General features: G+C 64.4%; 23 protein-coding genes. All 23 read left to right on the plus strand.

Annotated elements, in window-relative coordinates; translation table 11 throughout:
- The first annotated feature begins 55 nt into the window (after nt 1–55).
- The gene (locus FJ949_RS13460) at nt 56–1867 is read left to right on the plus strand and encodes a DUF1217 domain-containing protein (protein WP_140496208.1); all 1812 of its coding nucleotides are present in this window, start codon (nt 56–58) and stop codon (nt 1865–1867) included.
- Between the two features lie 2 nt (nt 1868–1869).
- Complete coding sequence (gene flgF / locus FJ949_RS13465) at nt 1870–2592, plus strand: flagellar basal-body rod protein FlgF (protein WP_140496209.1); 723 nt, start codon at nt 1870–1872, stop codon at nt 2590–2592.
- A 1-nt stretch (nt 2593) separates the two neighbouring features.
- Complete coding sequence (gene fliI, locus FJ949_RS13470; RefSeq protein ID WP_140496210.1) at nt 2594–3994, plus strand: flagellar protein export ATPase FliI; 1401 nt, start codon at nt 2594–2596, stop codon at nt 3992–3994.
- Nucleotides 3975–4634 carry a hypothetical protein gene (locus FJ949_RS13475; RefSeq protein WP_140496211.1) on the plus strand — a complete coding sequence of 220 codons (660 nt, stop codon included), beginning with the start codon at nt 3975–3977 and terminating at the stop codon, nt 4632–4634. Before fliI ends, FJ949_RS13475 begins: the two co-directional genes overlap by 20 nt.
- Before the next feature lie 86 nt (nt 4635–4720).
- Complete coding sequence (gene flgB / locus FJ949_RS13480) at nt 4721–5101, plus strand: flagellar basal body rod protein FlgB (RefSeq protein ID WP_140496212.1); 381 nt, start codon at nt 4721–4723, stop codon at nt 5099–5101.
- Between the two features lie 2 nt (nt 5102–5103).
- A complete protein-coding gene (flgC, locus tag FJ949_RS13485) occupies nt 5104–5520 on the plus strand; it encodes a flagellar basal body rod protein FlgC (protein WP_140496213.1) in 417 nt (138 codons plus the stop codon).
- Nucleotides 5517–5840 carry a flagellar hook-basal body complex protein FliE gene (locus FJ949_RS13490; protein ID WP_181168599.1) on the plus strand — a complete coding sequence of 108 codons (324 nt, stop codon included), beginning with the start codon at nt 5517–5519 and terminating at the stop codon, nt 5838–5840. Before flgC ends, FJ949_RS13490 begins: the two co-directional genes overlap by 4 nt.
- Nucleotides 5841–5851: 11 nt before the next feature.
- Nucleotides 5852–6640 (plus strand): flagellar basal-body rod protein FlgG, encoded by a 789-nt coding sequence (gene flgG, locus FJ949_RS13495; RefSeq protein WP_140496214.1) that lies wholly within the window; start codon nt 5852–5854, stop codon nt 6638–6640.
- 5 nt (nt 6641–6645) lie between these two features.
- Complete coding sequence (gene flgA, locus FJ949_RS13500; RefSeq protein ID WP_140496215.1) at nt 6646–7170, plus strand: flagellar basal body P-ring formation chaperone FlgA; 525 nt, start codon at nt 6646–6648, stop codon at nt 7168–7170.
- Nucleotides 7167–8408: a flagellar basal body P-ring protein FlgI gene (locus FJ949_RS13505; protein WP_140496216.1), complete on the plus strand. Its 1242-nt coding sequence runs from the start codon at nt 7167–7169 to the stop codon at nt 8406–8408. Before flgA ends, FJ949_RS13505 begins: the two co-directional genes overlap by 4 nt.
- Nucleotides 8409–8411: 3 nt before the next feature.
- Nucleotides 8412–8990, plus strand: coding sequence for a MotE family protein (locus tag FJ949_RS13510; RefSeq protein WP_181169624.1), 579 nt, complete (start codon nt 8412–8414; stop codon nt 8988–8990).
- A complete protein-coding gene (flgH, locus tag FJ949_RS13515) occupies nt 8987–9691 on the plus strand; it encodes a flagellar basal body L-ring protein FlgH (RefSeq protein ID WP_140496218.1) in 705 nt (234 codons plus the stop codon). The genes FJ949_RS13510 and flgH overlap by 4 nt, the downstream gene beginning before the upstream one ends.
- A gap of 21 nt (nt 9692–9712) precedes the next feature.
- Nucleotides 9713–10207: a flagellar basal body-associated FliL family protein gene (locus FJ949_RS13520; RefSeq protein ID WP_140496219.1), complete on the plus strand. Its 495-nt coding sequence runs from the start codon at nt 9713–9715 to the stop codon at nt 10205–10207.
- Complete coding sequence (gene fliP, locus FJ949_RS13525) at nt 10204–10935, plus strand: flagellar type III secretion system pore protein FliP (protein WP_140496220.1); 732 nt, start codon at nt 10204–10206, stop codon at nt 10933–10935. Before FJ949_RS13520 ends, fliP begins: the two co-directional genes overlap by 4 nt.
- Nucleotides 10936–11149: 214 nt before the next feature.
- Nucleotides 11150–12148: a flagellin gene (locus tag FJ949_RS13530; RefSeq protein WP_140496221.1), complete on the plus strand. Its 999-nt coding sequence runs from the start codon at nt 11150–11152 to the stop codon at nt 12146–12148.
- A gap of 263 nt (nt 12149–12411) precedes the next feature.
- Nucleotides 12412–13476 (plus strand): flagellin, encoded by a 1065-nt coding sequence (locus FJ949_RS13535; protein WP_140496222.1) that lies wholly within the window; start codon nt 12412–12414, stop codon nt 13474–13476.
- 124 nt (nt 13477–13600) lie between these two features.
- Entirely contained in the window at nt 13601–15250 is a 1650-nt protein-coding gene (fliF, locus tag FJ949_RS13540) for a flagellar basal-body MS-ring/collar protein FliF (protein WP_140496223.1), read from the plus strand.
- 3 nt (nt 15251–15253) lie between these two features.
- Complete coding sequence (locus FJ949_RS13545; RefSeq protein ID WP_140496224.1) at nt 15254–15874, plus strand: hypothetical protein; 621 nt, start codon at nt 15254–15256, stop codon at nt 15872–15874.
- Nucleotides 15871–17205, plus strand: a complete 1335-nt coding sequence (locus FJ949_RS13550) for a MotB family protein (RefSeq protein ID WP_140496225.1) — start codon at nt 15871–15873, stop codon at nt 17203–17205. The genes FJ949_RS13545 and FJ949_RS13550 overlap by 4 nt, the downstream gene beginning before the upstream one ends.
- Nucleotides 17202–18566, plus strand: coding sequence for a chemotaxis protein MotC (locus tag FJ949_RS13555; protein WP_140496226.1), 1365 nt, complete (start codon nt 17202–17204; stop codon nt 18564–18566). The genes FJ949_RS13550 and FJ949_RS13555 overlap by 4 nt, the downstream gene beginning before the upstream one ends.
- A 362-nt stretch (nt 18567–18928) precedes the next feature.
- Nucleotides 18929–19927 carry a flagellar hook-length control protein FliK gene (locus FJ949_RS13560; RefSeq protein WP_224646433.1) on the plus strand — a complete coding sequence of 333 codons (999 nt, stop codon included), beginning with the start codon at nt 18929–18931 and terminating at the stop codon, nt 19925–19927.
- Nucleotides 19857–20444, plus strand: a complete 588-nt coding sequence (locus FJ949_RS13565; protein ID WP_181169824.1) for a transglycosylase SLT domain-containing protein — start codon at nt 19857–19859, stop codon at nt 20442–20444. The genes FJ949_RS13560 and FJ949_RS13565 overlap by 71 nt, the downstream gene beginning before the upstream one ends.
- 222 nt (nt 20445–20666) lie before the next feature.
- Nucleotides 20667–21335, plus strand: coding sequence for a response regulator transcription factor (locus tag FJ949_RS13570; RefSeq protein WP_140496228.1), 669 nt, complete (start codon nt 20667–20669; stop codon nt 21333–21335).
- Nucleotides 21336–21346 lie beyond the last annotated feature (11 nt).

A 21346-nucleotide genomic window follows, 5' to 3' on the forward strand; every position in this document is an offset into this window, starting at 1 on the left:
TCGCGCAAGGAAGTGAGTCTATTGTGCTGGCATAGCTTCGGCCGGAGGCGCGTCCTTGCTCAGTACCTATACCAGCTACCAGTTGATCACCAGGGACATCGACAAGTCGATCGACCGCATCGAAAAGCAGCCGACGGTCGATCGCGACACCAAATATTATCTGGACAACATCACCAAGGTGAAATCGATCGACGATTTCGTCAACAATGACCGTTTGTTCAAATATGCCATGAAGGCCTACGGCCTGGAGGACATGGCTTACGCCAAGGCGTTCATGGTCAAGGCGCTCAAGGAAGGCGTTTCCGACCCCGACAGTTTCGCCAACAAGCTGACCGACAAGCGCTACGCCGAATTTGTCAGCGCCTTCAACTTCGCAGCCAACGGCGCCAATACCACCGTTTACAACAAGTCGCAGCAGCTGGTGACCGGCAACTATGCGCTGCAAGTCCAGATCGGCGCCTCGCAGGCGGGCTTCTCTTACTATCAGAGCGAAACCGCCTATTATGTCACCAACATCTCCAAGGTTAAGTCGATCGACGACCTGATGGGCGACAGCCGTCTGCTGACATACGCGATGGCCGCATTCGGGCTCGACGCCGAAACCGAACCGGCCGCAACGGTCAGGGCGATGCTCGAAGGTGGCGTCAGCGATACCAACAGTCCCGCCAACAAGCTGACCGACAAGAGTTACGCCAACTTCGTCTCGGCGTTCGACTTCGCCCAGTATGGCGATCAGACGACCACGCGCGACAACGTCCAGCAGGCGGTGCCTAAGGGCTACATGGCCGGAGCCGGGCTGACGTTGGTCAAGCCGAGCGCGCAGTACGTCAAGGGCGAGGCCGACTACTACGTGGCAAACATTTCCAAGGTGAAGTCGATTGACGACCTCATGGCGGACAAGCGCCTGCTTACATTCGCCATGGCGTCCTATGGACTGGATGCGTCAACCGAAACCCCGCGGCAGATCCGCGCCATGCTCGAGGGCGGCGTGAGCGATCCCAACAGCCCTGCAAACAAGCTGACCGATAAACGATACGCCAACTTCGTCACGGCCTTCGATTTTGCCCAATATGGCGATCAGACGACCACGCGCGACGCAGTGCTGAAAGATACGCCGAAAATCTACACGACAGGGTCGGCGCTTGGCCTGATCAAGCCAAATGCGGACTACATCAAGTCGGAGACCGCATATTATCTGGCCAACATCACGAACGTGAAATCCATCGACGATCTGATGGCCAACAGCCGCTTGTACAATTATGCCCTCTCGGCCTACGCGCTCGATCCGGCGACAGAGAGGAAGGATCTCATCCGCAGCGTTCTGGCCGGTGGCGTCCGCGACCCCGACAGCGTCGCCAACAAGATGACCAACAAAGCCTATGCCGGGCTCGCCTCCGCCTTCAACTTCGAACAATACGGCGAAGCGGCCACCACGACCAATCCGGCACAGCAGCCGACCGTCGACAAATACATGCGCCAGACGCTGGAGGAGGATGCCGGCCAAACCAACGAGGGCGTACGGCTGGCGCTCTATTTCCAGCGCAAGGCGCCTGATATCACCAGCTGGTACGATGTGCTCGCCGACACCGCTCTTGCCAGCGTGGTGCGCACAGTGCTCGGCTTGCCCGATTCCTTCGCCACCGCCGACGTCGACAAGCAGGCGCAGCTGTTCGAGCAGAAGCTCGACATTTCTGATTTCTCCGACCCCGAAAAGCTCGGCAAGTTCCTGACCCGCTTCACCTCCATGTACGAGATCAACCACCCGACCTCTTCAGCCGTGTCGTCGATCAGCGTGCTCTTCGCCAAGCCGGTCACGGCGGGGATCTCCACCGACCTGATGATGGCCATGCAGAAGTTGAAGTTCTGACCATGCGGGACAGTCTCTACGTCGCCCTTTCCTCGCAGATCGCGCTCGAGCGTCGGCTCGACACGATCGCCGACAATGTCGCCAACGCCTCGACCGTCGGCTTTCGCGCCACCGGCGTGAAGTTCGAGGACGTGGTGTCCGGCACCGGGCCGAAATCCGTGTCCTTCGCCTCCTCGGGCAAGACCTACCTTTCCGGCGCCCATGGCTCCCTGACCGAGACCGGCAATCCGTTCGATTTCGCCATACAGGGCGACGCCTGGTTCGCCATCGAGACGCCGGTCGGCACCATCATGACCCGCGATGGCCGCTTCTCGATGAACGAGAATGGCGAGCTGATGTCGGTCGAGGGCCATCCCGTGCTCGACGCCGGCGGCGCACCGATCCAGCTCGACCCCCGCAACGGCCCGCCCAAGGCCGGAGCCGACGGATCGTTGCGCCAGAACGATCAGCTGGTAGGCTCCATCGGCCTGTACAATTTCGATCCGGGTGAGAATTTCGTGCGCTACGGCAATTCCGGCATCGTGCCGGCGCGCACGCCCGAGCCGGTGACCGATCGCGCCGATATCGGCGTCGCCCAGGGCTTCGTCGAGGAATCCAACGTCAATCCGGTGTTGGAGATGACGCGGCTGATCATGGTCCAGCGCGCCTTCGAGAACACCGCCGCCCTGATGCGGCAGACTGATTCCTCAACCGACGAGGCGATCAAGACGCTCGGCTCGAAGTAGCATGTCGCTCGACCAGCCAACCCTGCGCGCACCCGAAAGACTGCCCCAGCCAACGCCGGAAGACCGGCTTGCCGCGCTGGAGCGGATATGGCGGCGCTTCAGCGATGCCGAGGGACTGCTCAAACGCGGCGGCCTCGTCACCGAAGTCACATCGACGCATTACAAGGTGCGCGGCCTTTCGGATTTCGCCAGGCTGGGCGATCTTGTCGAACAGCGCGGCCATGCCGGCACGCGCCGCGGCGAGATCGTCAAGATCAGCCGCGACGAGATTGTCGTGGCCCCCTTCGAACGCAGTGCCGATGCCGGCATAGGCGACGCCGTTTTCCGTCGCGGTCCGCTCGCGGTGGCGCCGCATGCCTCGTGGCGCGGCCGCACGATCGACGCGCTCACAAGGGCGATCGACGGCGGTCCGCCATTGGTCAGGGGCGACGGCATGTCGGCCGCCGCCGCAACGCCGGGCGCCATGGCGCGCCAGCGCGTCGGGACCGCCTTCATGACCGGGGTCAAGATCATCGACATTTTCACGCCGCTCTGTTTCGGCCAGCGCATGGGCGTCTTTGCCGGTTCCGGTGTCGGCAAGTCGACGCTGCTGGCCATGCTCGCCGGCGCAGACGCCTTCGACACCGTGGTCGTGGCGCTGATCGGCGAACGCGGCCGCGAGGTCCGCGAATTCCTCGAGGACACGATCGGCGACAGCATGGCCAAGACCGTAGCCGTCGTCGCCACCAGCGACGAAAGCGCCATGATGCGCCGGCGCGCGCCGGACACTGCGATGCGTGTCGCCGAACATTTTCGCGACCAGGGCCACCGCGTGCTTCTGGTGCTGGATTCGATCACCCGCTTTGCCCACGCCCTGCGCGAAGTTGCGACGGGAACGGGTGAGCCGCCGGTCGCGCGCGGCTATCCCGCTTCGGTTTTCACCGAGCTGCCGAAGCTGCTCGAACGCGCCGGGCCGGGAGTGGAAGGGAAAGGATCGATCACCGCGATCATTTCCGTGCTGGTCGACGGCGACGACCACAACGATCCAGTGGCCGATTCCGTGCGCGGCATCCTTGACGGCCATGTCGTGCTCGACCGCGCGATCGCCGAACAGGGCCGCTATCCGCCGGTCAATCCGCTGTCGTCCGTATCACGCCTGGCCGGCAAGGCTTGGAGCGTCGAGCAGCGCGCGCTGGTGACGCGGCTGAAGTCGATGATCTCCCGCTTCGAGGACACGCGCGACATCCGCCTGCTTGGCGCCTACCAGGGCGGCGCCGACGTGGAACTCGACATGGCGGTGCGCCAGGTACCCCTGATCTACGAGGCGCTGATGCAATCGCCGAAGGACCGCCCGTCCGCTGATCCGTTCTCCGATCTCGCCCGCCATCTCAAGGGAAAGCAGAATGCCGAACCAGGGGACTGAGCTCCAGCATACCGAGCGCATCCTGCGCGAAATGATCGCGGAGGCGAAAGCCGAAGAAGAGATAGAAGCCAGCCGCAACTCGGCCATCGACGGGCTCTTCGCGGCGCCGCAATGGCCGCAGCCGCCCAAGGCCGCGTTTCCCAGGCTGGGCAAGAAGGCCGGCCGGCGCAGCGATTTCGTCATCGCCGCGCTCGGCATCACGCTCGGCCTGATCTGCGCGCTGTTTCCCTGGTATATCTTCTTCAATCAGGAACAGTTCGGCGTCCAGGCAATCAAGTTCGGCGGCACCGGCACCAATTCTGGACGCGAGGGCGGCGGCGTGGTTGCCGAGCGCAGCGCGACGCTGACGGCCAAGGACGTTCCGAATGCCAATATCGACCTGCTTGCCACCGGAACCGTGCAGGACTATCCCAGCGCCGCCCCGGCGCCAGATGACCAGCCCTTTCCGGCCGACGTCACCAAATTCCGCATGGTCCACGTCGCCAATGGCCGCGCCATGATCGAGGACGACACCGGGCTGTGGATGGTCCAGCGCGGCTCGATACTGCCGGATTCCAACAAGGTGTCGTCGATCGAGCAACGCAACGGCAAATGGGTGATGGTCACCAGCGCCAACCAGGTGATCGAGCTTTCCAGATAAGTTCGCCGCGCTTGCCGGTTGCGTCCGCCCGCAAGGTCCGCGCAAGACTGGCGGCCTAGTCTTTGGGCACACGCCCGGAGATTCCCATGGAGCCCGTTTCTCTTTTCGATCTCGCCGCCAAGCAGGCGCAATGGCTGGCCGTGCGTCAGTCGGCGGTCGCCGGCAACATCGCCAACGCCAACACGCCGGGCTATACGGCAAACGATGTCGAGCCGTTCGAAAAGGTGCTCGACCGCGCGGCGGTGTCGTTGCAGACGACACAGGCCGGACACCTCGGCAGCGCCGCGACCAATGCCGGTTTCGCGATCAAGCCACAGGAAGACGACGGCGTCGTCATGCCGTCCAAAAACACCGTCGTGCTCGAGGACCAGCTTCTCAAGGCCGGTGAGGTGCGCCGCTCCTTCGAGCTCAACACGGCAATCGTCAAGGCATTCCATTCGATGATGATGATGGCGGTGAAGAGCTGACCATGGACGCGCTCACAGCAGCCCTCAAAGTAGCAGCCTCCGGCCTCGGCGCCCAGTCGGAGCGGCTGCGCGTGGTTTCCGAAAACCTCGCCAATGCCCAGTCGACCGGCACCACCCCCGGCTCCGACCCCTATCGCCGCAAGACCATCAGCTTCGTCTCGGAGCTCGACCGGACCACTGGCAGCTCAACGGTCGAAGTGAACTCGATCGACCGCGATCCCAGCGATTTTCCCGTGGAATTCCAGCCCGGCAACGAGGCCGCCGACGACAAGGGCTACGTCAAGATGCCCAACGTCAACGTGCTGATCGAAATGGCCGACATGACCGAGGCCAACCGCTCCTACGAGGCTAACCTGCAAGTCGTGAAGCAGGCGCGCGATCTCATTTCAATGACCATCGACCTGATGAGGAACCAATGATCGTGAACGGCATCGGCGCGCTAAACCTGAAGCCTGGACTTGGCGACACGGCGACTGAGCTGCTTCAGGGCGGCGTTGCGCCCGCGACCGCAGGCAACCTCGGCACCTCCTTCGCCGAGGCGCTGAGCCAGGCGGCCACAAAGACCGTCAACACGTTGCAGAACGCCGAGCAGGTCTCGGTCCAGGCGCTTAAGGGCGACGCCGACACCCGTCAGGTCGTCGATGCCGTGATGAGCGCCCAGCAGGCGCTGCAGACCGCCGTCGCCATCCGCGACAAGGTGGTCTCGGCCTATCTCGAAGTCAGCCGCATGGGCATCTGAGGAGTTCGGCCATGAAAGCACTCGCCATCGCCGCCACCGGCATGAACGCCCAGCAGACCAATCTGGAAGTCATCGCCAACAATATCGCCAACATCAACACCACCGGCTACAAGCGGGCGCGGGCCGAATTCTCCGACCTGCTCTACCAGGTCGACCGCACGCAAGGCGTGCCCAACCGCTCCAACGCTTCGCTGGTGCCGGAGGGCGTCTCGATCGGCCTCGGCGTCAAGACCACCGCCGTGCGCAACGTCCACACCCAGGGCGAACTGACCAGCACCGGCAACAGTTTCGACATGGCGCTCACCGGCAGGGGCTGGTTCCAGATCGAAGGCGCCGATGGCGGCACGCTCTACACCCGCGCCGGCGCCTTCAACACCAACGCCACAGGCCAGTTGGTGACGGTGGACGGCGCCAGCATCATTCCAGCGATCAACGTCCCGGTCGACGCCGTCGAGGTCATCGTCAACAAGACGGGCCAGGTCTTCGCCCGCATCGACGGCCAGACCGACCTGCAGAATCTCGGCCAGCTCCAGATCGTCAACTTCGCCAACGAAGCCGGACTGGCGCCGCTCGGCGACAATCTGTTCCAGGAAACGACCGCTTCCGGCCCGGCCAATGCCGGCGTGCCCGGCGATCCAGGCTTCGCCACCATCCAGCAAGGCTATCTCGAGGCCTCCAACGTCGACCCGGTCAAGGAAATCACCGAACTGATCTCGGCGCAGCGCGCTTATGAGATGAATTCCAAGGTCATCCAGGCCGCCGACGACATGGCCTCGGTCGTCTCCAAGAACATCAGGTAACGACAATGGCCGGTCCGGTCTCCTGCTCCGCGTTCCGCCGCACGGCGCTCGTCCTTGCGCTGGTGACCGGCGGCATGCCGGCTTTCGCGCAGGATGCGGCCAACCGGTCGGCAACGCAGATCGCCAGCAGCCAGCCTGCCGGCGAGGTCGTGCTGATCCCAAACCGGGTCATTTATCCCGGCGAGACCATCGAGCTCGCGGCCCTCAAGCAGGTGACTCTCATCCCCGGCAAGCACAAGCCCGACGCGGTGGCGACCCTTGCCGAGGAACTCCAGGGCAAGATCGCCAAGCGCACGCTGCTGCCCGGCCGCTACATCCCCGCCGCCGCCATTCGCGACGCCTGGCTGGTCGAGCAGGGCGCAGCCGTGCAGGTCTTCTTCATCGCCGGCGGATTGACGATATCGGCCACCGCCGTGACCTTGCAGCCAGGCTCGGCCGGCGATCTCATCAAGGTTCGCAACAGCGACAGCGGGAAAATTCTCTCCGGCACGGTGATGGCTGACGGAACCATCCAGGTCAGCGCTTCATGATGCGTCCGCTTGCTCTTCTGCTTGCGGCCACGCTCGGCCTGCAGCCTGCCTTGGCCGACGGCCTCACGCCCAAGGCCAAGCGCGAACTCGCCGCCAGGAATGGCGGCGTCTATGACGATCCTGAATATGATCCGGCCACCACCACGCGCATGTTCCGCGTCTCGCCCGGGCCAAGCTCGCTGCCGCCAGGCCAGGTCGCCTCGCGCATCAAGGACGTCGCGCAGCTGCAGAGTTCGCGCGACAACCAGCTCGTCGGCTACGGCTTGGTCATCGGCCTCGCCGGATCAGGCGACAGCTTGCGCAACTCGCCGTTCACCGAACAGTCGATCCGCGCCATGCTGGAGAATCTCGGCATCGCCACCGAAGGCGGCAGAGCGCGCGCCAAGAACGTCGCCGCCGTCATCGTCACCGCCAACATGCCGCCCTACGTGCAGTCGGGCGCGCGCATCGACATCGACGTTTCTTCGATGGGCGACGCCACCTCGCTCGCAGGCGGCACGCTGATCATGACGCCGCTGAAGGCGGCGGACGGTGAGATCTATGCCGTCGGCCAGGGCGCGGTCATCGTTTCGGGCTTCACCGCCCAGGGCCAGGCCGAGCAGTTGACGCAAGGCGTCCCGACCGCGGGCCGCGTGCCGAACGGCGCCATCATCGAGCGTGCCGTGAAGGCCGAGTTCGATGACCAGCCGATACTGACGCTGCAGCTGCGCAATCCCGATTTCTCGACCGCCATTCGCATCGCCGACGCGATCAATGACTACACCAGCCAGCGCTTCGGCATGCGCGTGGCGGCCGAGCGCGATTCCCGCACCGTGCAGATCAGACGGCCGAAAAGCGTCTCGGCGGCCCGCTTCTACGCTGAGATCGAGAACCTGGTGGTCGAATCCGATACGCCGGCCCGCGTCGTCATCGATGAGCGCACCGGCACCATAGTCATCGGCAACGACGTCAAGATCTCGCGCGTGGCCATCAGCCACGGCACGCTGACGGTGCGCATCACCGAAGCACCACGCGTCGTGCAGCCCGAACCCTTCTCCAAGGGCGAAACCGCCGTCGAGCCGTTTACCGCCATCGACGCCAGCCGGCCCGACGCACGCGTCGCCGTGCTCGACGGCCCCGACCTGCAAACCCTTGTTTCCGGTCTCAACCGCCTCGGCGTGAAGCCCGACGGCATCATTGCCATCCTGCAAGGCATCAAGTCGGCCGGCGCCCTGCAGGCCGACCTGGTTCTCCAATAGGCGATGCCGATGATCTCCTCCCTCTCATTCCATCAAGGACGCCGCCCCGCCGCGATCCTGTTCGCGGCCTGCGCTCTGGCGGCCTTTTCCAGCGGCGTGCATGCCGAGGAAGCCGTCCGCCAGGTCCTGCCGGGGGCGCCGCCCGCACCCGCGCCGCAGCTGTTGGCCCGGGAGAAGGCTCCCGACCAAAGCGAGATCGAGCGCTTCTGCTCCAACATAGCCGACGCCGCCCGCGACCGCCGCTACGTGTTGCAGGCGGAGGAGTTGAAACAGCTCCAGGCCGGCATCGACCAACGCATGAAGGCACTGGACGAAAAGCGGGCCGAATACGAGACCTGGCTGAAGCGGCGCGAGGTGTTCCTGGCCCGGGCCGAGGACAGCGTCGTCAAGATCTATGCCGGCATGAAGCCCGACGCGGCGGCCGAGCGCCTGGCCATTGTCAATGCCGATCTAGCCGCGGCCATCCTGATGAAGCTGGATTCGCGCAAGGCCGGCGTCATCCTCAACGAAATGGACCAGAAGGCGGCGGCGACGCTCACCGGCATCATGGCCAGCGCAGCCCGAAGGGTAGATCCGTCATGATCCGCAGAACGCTTATCCTGTGCGCGGTCGCAGCTTTGTCCGGCTGCGGCACCAATCTCAAGGAGATCGGCAGGGAGCCTTCCCTGTCGCCGGTCGGTTCCGGCATCGGCAATGAAGGAGCTTCGCCCTACAGCTATCCCGAGCCGCCTGCGGCGCCGGTCAAGAAATTCTCGCTGTGGGACGATCGCCAGAGCCGGCTGTTCACCGATCCCAGGGCGTTGCGCGAAGGCGACATTCTCACCGTCAGGATCAAGCTCAACGACAAGGCCAACTTCAAGAACCAGAACGACAGGAGCCGCACCGCCTCGCGCAAGCTGGGTTACGACGTCACGCTCGGATGGGAAGACAAGAGCACGAGCGGCAAGGGCGACGCCGGCCTGAGCTCCAGCACCGAAACCAATGCGGACGGCGAGATCAAGCGCTCGGAGAACCTGGAGCTCAACGTTGCTGCCGTCGTCACCGAAGTCCTGCCCAATGGCAATTTGATGATCAGGGGCTCGCAGGAAGTGCGTGTCAATTATGAGCTCAGGGTGCTCACCATCGCCGGCATGGTGCGCCCGTCGGATATCGGCGCGGAGAACACCATCTCCTACGAACGCATCGCCGAGGCGCGCATCTCCTATGGCGGCCGCGGCCGCGTCAGCGAGGTCCAGCAGCCGGCCTACGGCCAGCAGATCCTCGACCAGGTTCTTCCGTTCTAGGGCATTGGAGACCGCAGCACCGTGGCCAGCGTCGAACAGGTTCCGTCTCGCAAGGGTCCTTCCCTTGCCGTCCAGGGCGCCATGCTGCTCCTGGTGACGGCCGCCGCCATCGGCATGGGCTGGCTGTCCGGCGGCTATCTCAAGGGTGTGGGGGCACCGGCATCGGTACCCGTCGCGCCGGAAAACGAGGGCAAGGTACCCAAGCCCGCCGACGCGCAAGAGCCCGGCACGGGACCGTCACTCGTCGCGCTGGCGCCGATCACCACCAACATCGCCTCGCCCGCCGAGACCTGGATCAGGATGGAAGTGTCGGTGGTCTACGACGCGCCGCAGCCGCCGGCAATGTCGGATGAGATCCATCAGGATCTTCTGGCCTTCGTGCGCACCCTGAAGATGCACCAGATAGAAGGCGCCAGCGGCTATCAGCACCTGAAGGCCGATATCGAGGAGCGCGCCTCGATCCGCAGCCAGGGGCATGCCAAGCAGGTACTCATCAGGACGTTGCTGCTCGAATGAAGAAATTTCTTCTTGCCGCGGCGCTGCTCGGCGCCGCCACATCGATCGCGACGGCCCAGCAACTGGACCTCGGCGGCATCGGCAAGGCCGACGGCACCACCGTTGGCTACATCATCCAGATGTTCGGCCTGCTCACCGTGCTTTCGGTGGCGCCGGGCCTGCTGATCATGGTGACAAGCTTCACCCGTTTCGTCATCGCCTTCTCGATCCTGCGCGCCGGCATCGGCCTGCAGTCGACGCCGGCGAACCTTATCCTCATTTCGCTGTCGCTGTTCATGACCTTCTATGTCATGGCGCCGACCTTCGACCAGGCCTGGAATACCGGCGTCAAGCCGCTGATGGACAACCAGATCAGCCAAACCGACGCTTTCGAGAAGATTTCCGATCCCTTCCGCACCTTCATGCTGCACAATGTGCGCGACAAGGACTTCGACCTGTTCGCCGACCTCGCGCGCGAACGCGGCCAGACCGTTGCGAAGGAAACCGTCGACCTGCGCATCCTGGTGCCCGCCTTCATGATCTCCGAGATCAGGCGCGGCTTCGAGATCGGCTTCCTGATCGTGCTGCCGTTCCTGGTCATCGACCTGATCGTCGCCACCATCACCATGGCGATGGGCATGATGATGCTGCCGCCGACGGTGGTGTCGCTGCCGTTCAAGATCCTGTTCTTCGTGCTGATCGACGGCTGGAACCTGCTTGTCGGCAGCCTGGTGCGCTCCTTCAACTGATCGCGCCCGGCGCCGAACCGCGCCCTCCCGTTTTTTTCGACAATATTTTTCGATTAACCGTCCGGTTTAGTCCTTTGGTAGGGACTTGCCGCCATATTCCCCGCAGATGGCGGGTGATCGGGTCTCAGACAGATCATTGGCATGATGCCGCTCCGTCATACCGGCCAATCCGGTATGTCAAAAAACACCTGTAAAAAGTAAGGTACGAGTAGACATGGCCAGTATCATGACCAATGCCTCGGCGCTGACCGCGCTGCAGAGCTTGAACGCCACCAACAAGAACCTCGAAACCACCCAGGCCCGCATCTCGACGGGCTATCGCGTTTCCCAGGCTTCGGACAACGCCGCTTACTGGTCGATCGCCACCACGATGCGTTCCGACAACCAGCAGATGTCGACCGTTTCGGACGCGCTCGGCCTCGGCGCCTCGAAGGTCGATACCGCTTACACCGGCATGAACAGCGCGATCGACACCATCAACCAGATCAAGACCAAGCTGACCGCCTCTTACGGCCAGACGGATGCCGACAAGGAAAAGACCCAGACCGAAATCGCCGCCCTTCAGAAGCAGCTGAAGGCCTATGCCGACGGCGCCAGCTTCTCCGGCACCAACATGCTGTCCGTGGACAGCGGCACGGGCACGTCCGTGGCGGACATCAAGATCGTTTCGGCCTTCAACCGTGACGCTTCCGGCGCGGTATCGATCTCGACGATCGACGTCAACGTGGAAAGCACCAAGCTGTACGAGGCGGGTACCACGGCCGGCACCGCGAAGGGCATCCTCGACGCCGCGCGTCTGGGCACCGACGGCAGCGTCACCGCCACGGCGGCTACTCCGGCTGCTGGTGCTACCGTTGCGGCCGGCGACACCTATTCGGTCGCCAGCCTGAAGATCTTCGACTCCGCAACGGGCAAGGGCTTCAGCGACGACCAGATCTCGGGGATGATGAACGTCGTCGACGCCGCGCTCAAGGACATGACGAACGCCGCCACCACGCTCGGCGCCGCCAAGAGCAGCATCGACCTGCAGAAGACGTTCACGCAGAGCCTGATGGACTCCATCGACCGCGGCGTTGGCCAGCTCGTCGATGCCGACATGAACAAGGAATCGACCCGCCTCCAGGCCCTGCAGGTTCAGCAGCAGCTCGGCATCCAGGCGCTGTCGATCGCCAACGGTTCGTCGCAGTCGATCCTGTCGCTCTTCCGCGGCTGATCGCCTTCACCATCCACGAACAGCACCAAGATATCGGGCCGCGCCAAAAGCGCGGCCCGATTGCGTTTGCTCCAGCCCCGCGCAATCCTCGTTCCTTAACTGTCGAAAGCTGACTTTTAACAGGGCGTTAACCATATCGCGCTAGCTATGGTTAACCAATAGCTTACGACAGGTTGTCGAATCGGCCCGACCGGCACGATCGCAGCCGATGGGCAGGCCGACCAGGCCTGTGGGCATGCCGGCTTAGAGAAGGAGCGAGTTTCTTGGCGAGCATCATGACGAACGCTGCGGCGTTGACTGCACTTCAAAGCCTCAACGCCACCAACAAGTCGCTCGAGCAGACACAGGCCCGCGTCTCGACGGGCTATCGCGTCTCCGAAGCCTCCGACAACGCCGCCTACTGGTCGATCGCCACCACCATGCGCTCCGACAACCAGGCGCTCTCGACCGTGCAGGATGCGCTCGGCCTCGGCGCCTCGAAGGTCGACACCGCCTATACAGGCATGAACAATGTGCTGGACACGATCGGCAAGATCAAAACCAAGCTGCTTTCGACCGTCGGCCAGACGGATGCCGCCAAGGCAAAGACGCAGACCGAAATCACGGCGCTTCAGGCGCAGATGAAATCCTTTGCCGACGCCGCCACCTTCTCCGGTTCGAATTTCCTGTCGGTGATCTCCAAGCAGGTGTCGGCCGCCAATGACGGCGTCCAGCCCGACTCCAAGATCGTGTCCTCGTTCAACCGCACCTCGTCCGGCGCCGTCCAACTCGGGACGATTGACATCGATGTCGAGAGCACCAAGCTTTTCGATTCCGGTCTCGCCGGCGAGGTCAAGAACCAGGGCATTCTCGACCGCAAGACATCGGTCTATTCGACCGCGGCCGCGCAGACCCTGTATGACACCGCCTATGCGGCATCGATCGCGGGTGGATCAACGGATATCGCAGCCAACACCGCCGGCCAGACCGCGGCGGGGGCGGTTGCCAAGGTCGACAATATTTCCGCCTACAATCTCGACATCACGGCGGCGGGCGTGACCGACGACATCATCACCCAGATGATCACCAAGATCGACAACGTCATGAGCCAGCTGACCGATTCCGCCACCATCCTCGGTTCGGCCAAGAGCAGCATCGACCTGCAGAAGACCTTCACGCAGAGCCTGATGGACTCCATCGACCGCGGTGTCGGCCAGCTCGTCGATGCCGACATGAACAAGGAATCGACCCGCCTTCAGGCGCTCCAGGTGCAGCAGCAGCTCGGCATCCAGTCGCTGTCGATCGCCAACAGTTCCTCGCAGTCGATCCTGTCGCTGTTCAAGAGCTGACCGCCCACTCGACGTCTTCACCTCAAGGTTGACGGGCCGCGCGCCGAGCGCGGCCCGATTTCATTTTCGCACAAGCTTCGAGGGCTAGTGTTCCAGCGGACAGTCATGCTGGGAGTAGTCGACCGTGCCGGAACAGATCCAGAGCATCATCGCGAATCTCCGCGGGTTTGGCGTGAAGCGCCTGGCCATGCTGGCGGGCATCGCCGCATTGGTGATGAGCGTCATCGGTGTCGCTTCCGTCTATCTCAACCGTCCGGCCTACGACACGCTCTATGTCGGGCTCGACCGCGCCGACGTGAACCAGATCGGCCTCGTGCTGGGCGAGGCCGGCATCGGCTTCGACGTCGGCTCCGACGGAACCTCGGTCCTGGTCCCGGCCGGCACCACCGCGCAGGCCCGCATGCTGCTTGCCGAAAAGGGCCTGCCGACCAGCGCCAATGCCGGCTATGAACTGTTCGACAATGTCGGCTCGCTCGGCCTGACCTCCTTCATGCAGCAGATCACGCGTGTGCGCGCGCTGGAGGGCGAAATATCGCGCACCATCCAGTCGATCGCGGGCGTCAAGGCTGCGCGCGTCCATATCGTTATGTCCGAGCGTGCCAATTTCCGCCGCGACGAGCAGCAGCCCTCCGCGTCGGTCGTCATCCGCTACGCCGGCATCGACGCCGAGAAAAGCGCCATGTCGATCCGCCATCTCGTCGCCGCCGCCGTTCCCGGCCTGTCGGCCGACAAGGTGACGGTGCTCGATTCCAACGGCAATCTGCTGGCGGCGGGAGACGATCCCTCCAACACAAGTGCCGCCCGCACGCTGGGCGTCGAGCAGACCGTCGAGGCGCAGATCGGTGACAACATCCGGCGCGCCCTCACCCCGTATCTTGGCCCGGACAATTTCCGCGCCAGCGTCAAGGCCGACGTCAACACCGATACCCGCCAAACCGAGGAGACGATCTTCGATCCGGAGTCGCGCGTCGAGCGTTCGGTGCAGTCGGTGCGCGCCAACGAGAACAACAACCAGAAGCAGGCCTCCACCCCGGCCAGCGTCGAGCAGAACCTGCCCGAGACGCAGACGACCGCCACCGAGGGTCCGCAATCCTCCTCGCAGAACGACCGCAGGGAAGAGATCACCAACTACGAGATCAACTCCAAGAAGATCGCCACCGTCTCCAACGGCTACAGCGTCACCAAGATGTCTATCGCCGTGGTCGTCAACCAGGATCGGCTGAAGGCGATCCTGGGCAAGGACGCCACGCCCGAACAGATCGCCAAGCGCGTCGCCGACATCCAGAAGATGGTGACCTCTGCCACCGGCTTCGACGACAAGCGCGGCGATGTCATCGACGTCTCGGCGGTCGAGTTCATCGACGGGCTCGACGGCGAGGCGGTCCCGCAAGCCGGAATGCTCGATTCCGTCGGCCAGCATGCCGGCACGCTGATCAATGCCGGCGCCTTCATCGTCGTGGTGTTCCTGGTGGCCTTCTTCGGCCTGCGCCCGATGGCGGCGGCCCTGACAGCAAAGGCGACGCCGGCCATAGCGGGTCCCAATTTCGACGAGGTCCAGCGCTCGCTGCCGACGCCGGAGGGCACGGCTTCCGCCGAAGCCGGCTCGGCCGTCGGCGCGTTGCCGGGCGTGCGCGCCGGTTCCACGCCGCTCGACGACCTGCGCCAGAAGATCAGGCCCGCGCCGCAGGAGCGGCTTGCCCGCATGGTCGACCTCAACGAGGAGCGCACAGCGCAGATCCTGCGCAAATGGGCGGCCCAGGAAGTCGCGGTGTAGTCCATGCCTTCCCTAGCCCTTTTCGATCTCCTGCCGGATTTCGGCCCGCGCCCGCAACGTGTCAGCCAGCCGAGGGCCGCCGCCGAGCACGAGCCGGAAGCAGCCGCGCCGCAAGCCGATATCGGCACGCTGATCGCCGAAGCGGTCGCCCAGGCGGAGGCGGCGCTTGGCGAGCGGCTTGCGGCTGCCCACGAAGCAGCGATGGACGCTGAACGCCGGGCGAATGCCGAGGAAGCGAAGGCCTTTCTCGAGAGCTTCGGCGGCGATGTCGGCGAGGCGGTCTCGCTGCGCATCGATGCCATGGAGGCGCGCGTGACGGACCTCGTCGCCGCCACGGTCGCCCGCATCATCGGCGGCATCGTCAGTGACGACCTGCAAAAGCGCTCGCTTGAAGCGCTTGCCGGTGCGGTCCGCGAGGCGGTCGGCGATGGCGAAGCGGTGCGCATAGTCGTTCGCGGCCCGCTTTCCCTTTTCGAAGCGCTGAAGGCATCGCTCGGAGCGCGCGCCGCCAATCTCGACTTCATCGAAGCTCCCGGCTTCGATCTCACGGTCTCCATCGACGAAGCGGTGTTCGAGACGCGCATGGCCGAATGGTCGGCAACGCTCTCCCAGGTGTTGGCATGAGCGTCGCCGATGCCGATCAGGCCAGGCACGAGATCATCATCGTGCGTCGCGGCCAGGACGACCACGAGGAGGGCCATCACGGTGGCGTCTGGAAGATCGCCTTCGCCGACTTCATGACGGCCATGATGTGCTTCTTCCTGGTCATGTGGCTGATCAACGCCGCCAACGAACAGACCAAGGCGGCGGTCGCCAGCTATTTCAATCCGGTCAAGCTGGTCGACCGCACGTCGAGCCGCAAGGGCCTGGAGGATCTCGGCGACGGTCCGCGCGCCATCGGGCTGACCGCCGACAATCCGGAAGAGGCGGCCACCAAGGCCGGACAGGATGGAGCCGGCGGCGCGGGTTCATCCGATCCCAAAAAGGAAAAGCAGGAGCCGCAGCAGTCCGAGCAGTCCGACGAACACCTGTTCGCCGATCCCTACGCGGTGCTTTCGGAAATCGCCACCAACACCGGCATCATGCAGAACGTCAGCCAGAAGGGCGATGGCGGCGCGCAGAGTGCCGGCCCGGCAACGGGCGCTTCCGGCGGCGCCTCCTATCGCGATCCGTTCGAGCCTGATTTCTGGTCTCAGCAGGTGGCCTCGCCGGGCGCCGAGGCCAGCGCGCAGCGCGCCAGGATCGAAGGTGATCCGGTGAAGCCCGGCGACAAGGCCGCCGAGGCGCAGGTCGCCAAGGTCAAGGCCGTGCCGCCTGCGCCGCCGGTCATCGCGGCGCCGCTTGAACCTCTGGCAAAGGACGGCAAGGCCACAACGGCAATCGCCGAGGCGGGTGATGCGAAAGCCGGCGCCGCCGGGCCTGCGGACGCCAAGGTTGCCGCCGCCCAGGAGGCGGCCAAGCCCGATGCCGGCGAAAAGAAGCCGGGCGCGGCCGCGCTTAAGGCTGCGGCCGATGTCAGGCAGCAGCTGGCCGAGGCCTTCAAACCTGGCGACAAGTTGCACGACGGCGTCTCGGTCGAAGCCACCGACAAAGGCGTCCTCATCTCGATCACCGACCAGCTTGACTTCGGCATGTTCGAGGTCGGCTCCGCGATGCCGCGCCGTGAGCTGGTGCTCGCGATGGAAAAGATCGGCCGCATCGTCAACAGCCAGAAGGGCACGATCAGCATCAACGGCCACACCGACGCGCGGCCGTTCCGCAGCGCCGGCTACGACAATTGGCGGCTGTCGACGGCGCGCGCGCATTCGGCGTACTACATGCTGGTGCGCGGCGGCGTCGACGAGCGCCGCATCACCGAAGTCGCCGGCTTCGCCGACCGCCAGCCGAAGGACCCCGCCGATCCGCTGTCGGCGGTGAACCGCCGCATCGAGATACTGATGGCGACCGGCGGATGAAGCGGGCGGTCTTCACCAGCCGCTTGATGGGCCTTTTGCTGTTGGCCGGCCAGCCTACGGCCGCCCTCGCCCAGGATTCGTTGCAGCCCTATCAGCTGGTGCGCTCGCTGCAGCTTATTCAAGACCGTATCGCCGTCGGCGACCACGCCGCGCTGCCGATGCAGTCCAAGCTGCTGGAGATGATCGATACGCGCTTGCGCGAGGCGGACAAGGACGATTTCAGGGATCCGAAGAATTTTCGCGCGCTGCTGGTCTACGGCATGAGCGGCGGCAACCCGGTGACCGTCGAGGCGGCCGTGTCGCGCGCCACCGCCGATGCGCGGGACCTAGCCCTTGCCAGGGGCGTCATCGATTACCTGAACGGCCGCCCCGGCGAGGCCATCGAAGCCTTGAAGCCGGTCGATCCGATGGCGGAGCCCAGCGACCTCGCCGCCTTCCTTGCCCTGGTCAAGGGTTCGCTGCTCGCCAGCGACCAGCCGGCCGCGGCGCTGGTGCTGCTCGACGAGGCGAAATTGCTCGGCCCCGGGACACTGGTCGAGGAGGCGGCATTGCGCCGCTCGGTCGGCATTGCGGTCGCGCAGCGCGACGCGGCGCGCTTTGCGCTTGCCTCCACACAATATGTCGAGCGCTATCTCTATTCGCCCTATGCCAGCCAGTTCGCCGACTCCTTCGTCTCGGGCGTGATTGAGCTGCACATGTCGATCAGCCAGGACAAATTGGCCGATATCACCTCAATGATGGATCCCGAGCGCGAGAAGGTCATTTATCTGCGCATCGCCCGCCGCGCCGCGATCGACGGCCTGAACGAACTGTCCGCCTTCGCCTCGGCGCGGGCCGAGCAAGGCCGCGACGGCAACACCAATCAGGGCGATCCGCGCGCCCTGCTCTACTCAAGCCTGTCCACCGTGACATCGGGTACCATCGAGGACGTGCGCGCCAAGCTGGGCAAGATCGACCGCAGCCGGCTGTCGGACGGCGACCGCGCGCTGCTCGACGCCGCCGAGGCCATCGCCGGCGAAGTGGTGGCGCCGCCCGCTTCCCTTCCGACCGCCAGCCCGGCACCTGCCGAAGTCATGCCATCGCACGAGCCCGAGCCTGCCGCCGCGCAGTCCACCGACGCCGCCGGATTGCCGCCCGTCGAGGGTGCTGTCTCCGAACAGCCGGCCGTCGCGCCATCCGGCGACACAGTGGCAGCTGCGCCGAACCCGCCGGCTCCGGGCGATGCGGCAACTGTCCTGCCGGCATCGGCGCCGGTGGCCGCGGCCAGCACCGACACGTCAGACCCAACCGATGCCGCCATGGTCAAAACCCGTCGACAGCTCGACCTGATCGACCAGATGCTTGGAGCCGCTCCGAAATGACCCCCAGCCTCGGTCCGGCGCTGCCGGGAATCACCACCGCGCGCACGACGGCGGAACAGCCGGCGACCGGAAAAAATGACGACACGGGTTTCGGCAAGATGCTGGACGACAAGGCCGGGCCGGCCCACCCGGACAAGTATCCGGCAGCCGGGGCCGAATCGCGCGATGAGCGCTGGAGCAGGTTTGCCGCCGGTCCTGCCGGGCAGAAGGACGAGCCACTGCCGGCTGGCAAGGCAAGGATCCCATCCAGCGGAATGCCGGCCGCGAAAACAGCCAGGGACGACAAGACCGCCGAGCCGGACAAGGACGCCGATGGCGCAGCGGCCGAGACAGGTACGACGCCGCTCGAGGACCATCTGCCGTTGCTGATCGCGTTCCATGACCTGCGCCATTTCTCGACATCGGCCAGACCGGCCGATACGAGCGAAACCGGACAGGAACCGGCGCTCGACGGGCAGCTCCTGCCGAAGGCCTACCGGCCGAAATCCGCCGCCGGGCATGACGATCTCGAACCGATCTCGAAGCCCGAGCGGACATCGCTCGTGGATGGGTCGCTGACCAAGCTCGATGGCCAGACCGTCCACGACGCCGCCGGCAGGCCAAAACGCGACAATGCGATCGCGGCCGGGCCACTGCCCCAGACAGCGCCGGCCGAAGTGCCGGACCTGGATCCGAAGCAGGCGGCACCGCAGCTGAAATCCATGGCCGATGTTCAGTCCTCGTTGCGGCACGAGCCCGGAAAACAACTGTCGGCGGCAGGGCGCATCGACGTGGTTTCCGAGCGCAGCTTCCCTGCCCCGCCGCAGGCGCCGATGAGCCAGGCCGCCCTCAACGTGATCGGCGCCATAACAGCCGATGGCGGCCCGAAAACGACGCTTTCGACACACTCCGCAACTGCGCAACTGACAGGCCCTGTTGCCGCCGCGACACATGTGTTGAAGATCGAACTTCATCCGGCCGAGCTTGGCATGGTCACCGCCAATCTTCGCCTCTCCGGAGAACAACTTTCGATTGAGTTAAAGCCTCAAACACATGACGCCTACCACCGGCTGTCCTCTGATAGCGATGCCATCGTCAAGTCCCTGCGCGGACTCGGCTTCGAGGTTGACAAGGTCACGATACTACAACCTTCGGTAGCGGTCCCCGCAACGACCCGCACTGATGCGACCGCATCCTTGCAGACGGCGGCGGGCCGCGACCAGTCGTCCTTTCAACCCGGGAATTCCGGCGGCGGCAACAGCGGCGCCGGCGGCCAGCAACCGGGCCAGCAATCCGCCGGAAGACACAATGATGACGCGCAAGCACACGGCCGCCCCGCTTCGCCTTCTCGCGAGCGTGCTGGCGGCGATATCTTTATCTAGTCTTGCGAGCGCCGCCGCTGCCGCCGCCAATGCTTGCGAACCGGAGATCCTGCGCGCCGCCGACCGCTACGGCGTGCCGGCTGGCATCCTCTATGCCGTCGGCTTGACCGAGACCGGCAAGAAGGGCAGCTTGCAGCCCAACGCATTGAATATAGAAGGAAAAGCGGTCTTCCCGACAAGCCGCGCGGAAGCTCTTGCCACCTTCGCCAATGCCCGACGCGAAGGCAAGACGCTGATTGATCTCGGCTGCATGCAAATCAATCACCACTACCACGGCGCGCATTTTCGCAGCGTCGAGGACATGCTAGATCCGCGTCAGAATGTCGACTATGCGGCGCGTTTCCTGGCCAGCCTTCATGCCCGTCACGTGACCTGGTCGATGGCTGTCGCCCGCTATCACGCGGGGCCCGACAACGACCCGGCGCAGAAGGTCTATGTCTGCCGCGTGATATCAAACATGGTGGCCACAGGCTTCGGCAAATGGACCGGCAACGCTCGCACGTTCTGCAATCCATGAGTGTATTGTTGCATCTCATGCAATCGGTCGCAAAGTCTCGGCGTTGCGCTTCGACTTGGCCGGGACTTGGAGCACCAAGCATATCTCACCCCATGCTAATGCAACCGATGCGATTCCGGACTCCCAAGAAACTAGTTACAAGAAATGACGGTTGTTCAGGATTCCTGCCAGCGGATACGGCTTTCCCCACGGGGCAGATGAGCTGATTCGGAGGCGGGGCCGATGATCGTTATCGTTGACGAGCGAGAGCTCGTGACAGACGGATACAATTCACTTTTTGACCGCGAGGGCATCGCCTGCGCGGGCTTCGCTTCCGGCGAATTCGGCGAGTGGGTGAACTCGGCCGCCGATGCCGATCTGCGCTCGGTCCGGGCCTTCCTCATCGGCGACTGCCGCGAAGGCGCGATCTCTCCGCGCCAGATCCGCGACCGCACCGGAGCCCCGGTGATTGCTCTCAGCGAGCAGCATTCGCTGGAAAACACGTTGCGGCTGTTCGAGAGCGGTGTCGATGACGTCATCCGCAAGCCGGTCCATATCCGCGAGATCCTGGCTCGCATAACAGCCATCCGCCGCCGCGCCAACGAGGATGCCGCCTTTACCGAGATCGGCGCCATGCGCATTTTCATGGATGGCCGCGACCCCGAAATCAATGGCCAGCCGCTTCCCTTGCCGCGCCGTGAGCGCCGCATTCTCGAATATTTGGCAAGCAATCGCGGCCGCCGCGTCACCAAGACCCAAGTATTCAACGCCATCTACGGCATCTTCGACGAAGAGGTCGAGGAGAACGTGGTGGAAAGCCACATCAGCAAGCTGCGCAAGAAGCTGCGCGAGAAGCTGGGCACCGATCCGATCGATTCCAAGCGCTTCCTCGGTTACCGGCTGGTGTTCTGATGCACCGCCGC

The organism is Mesorhizobium sp. B2-4-1 (assembly GCF_006442185.1).
GTDB lineage: Bacteria > Pseudomonadota > Alphaproteobacteria > Rhizobiales > Rhizobiaceae > Mesorhizobium.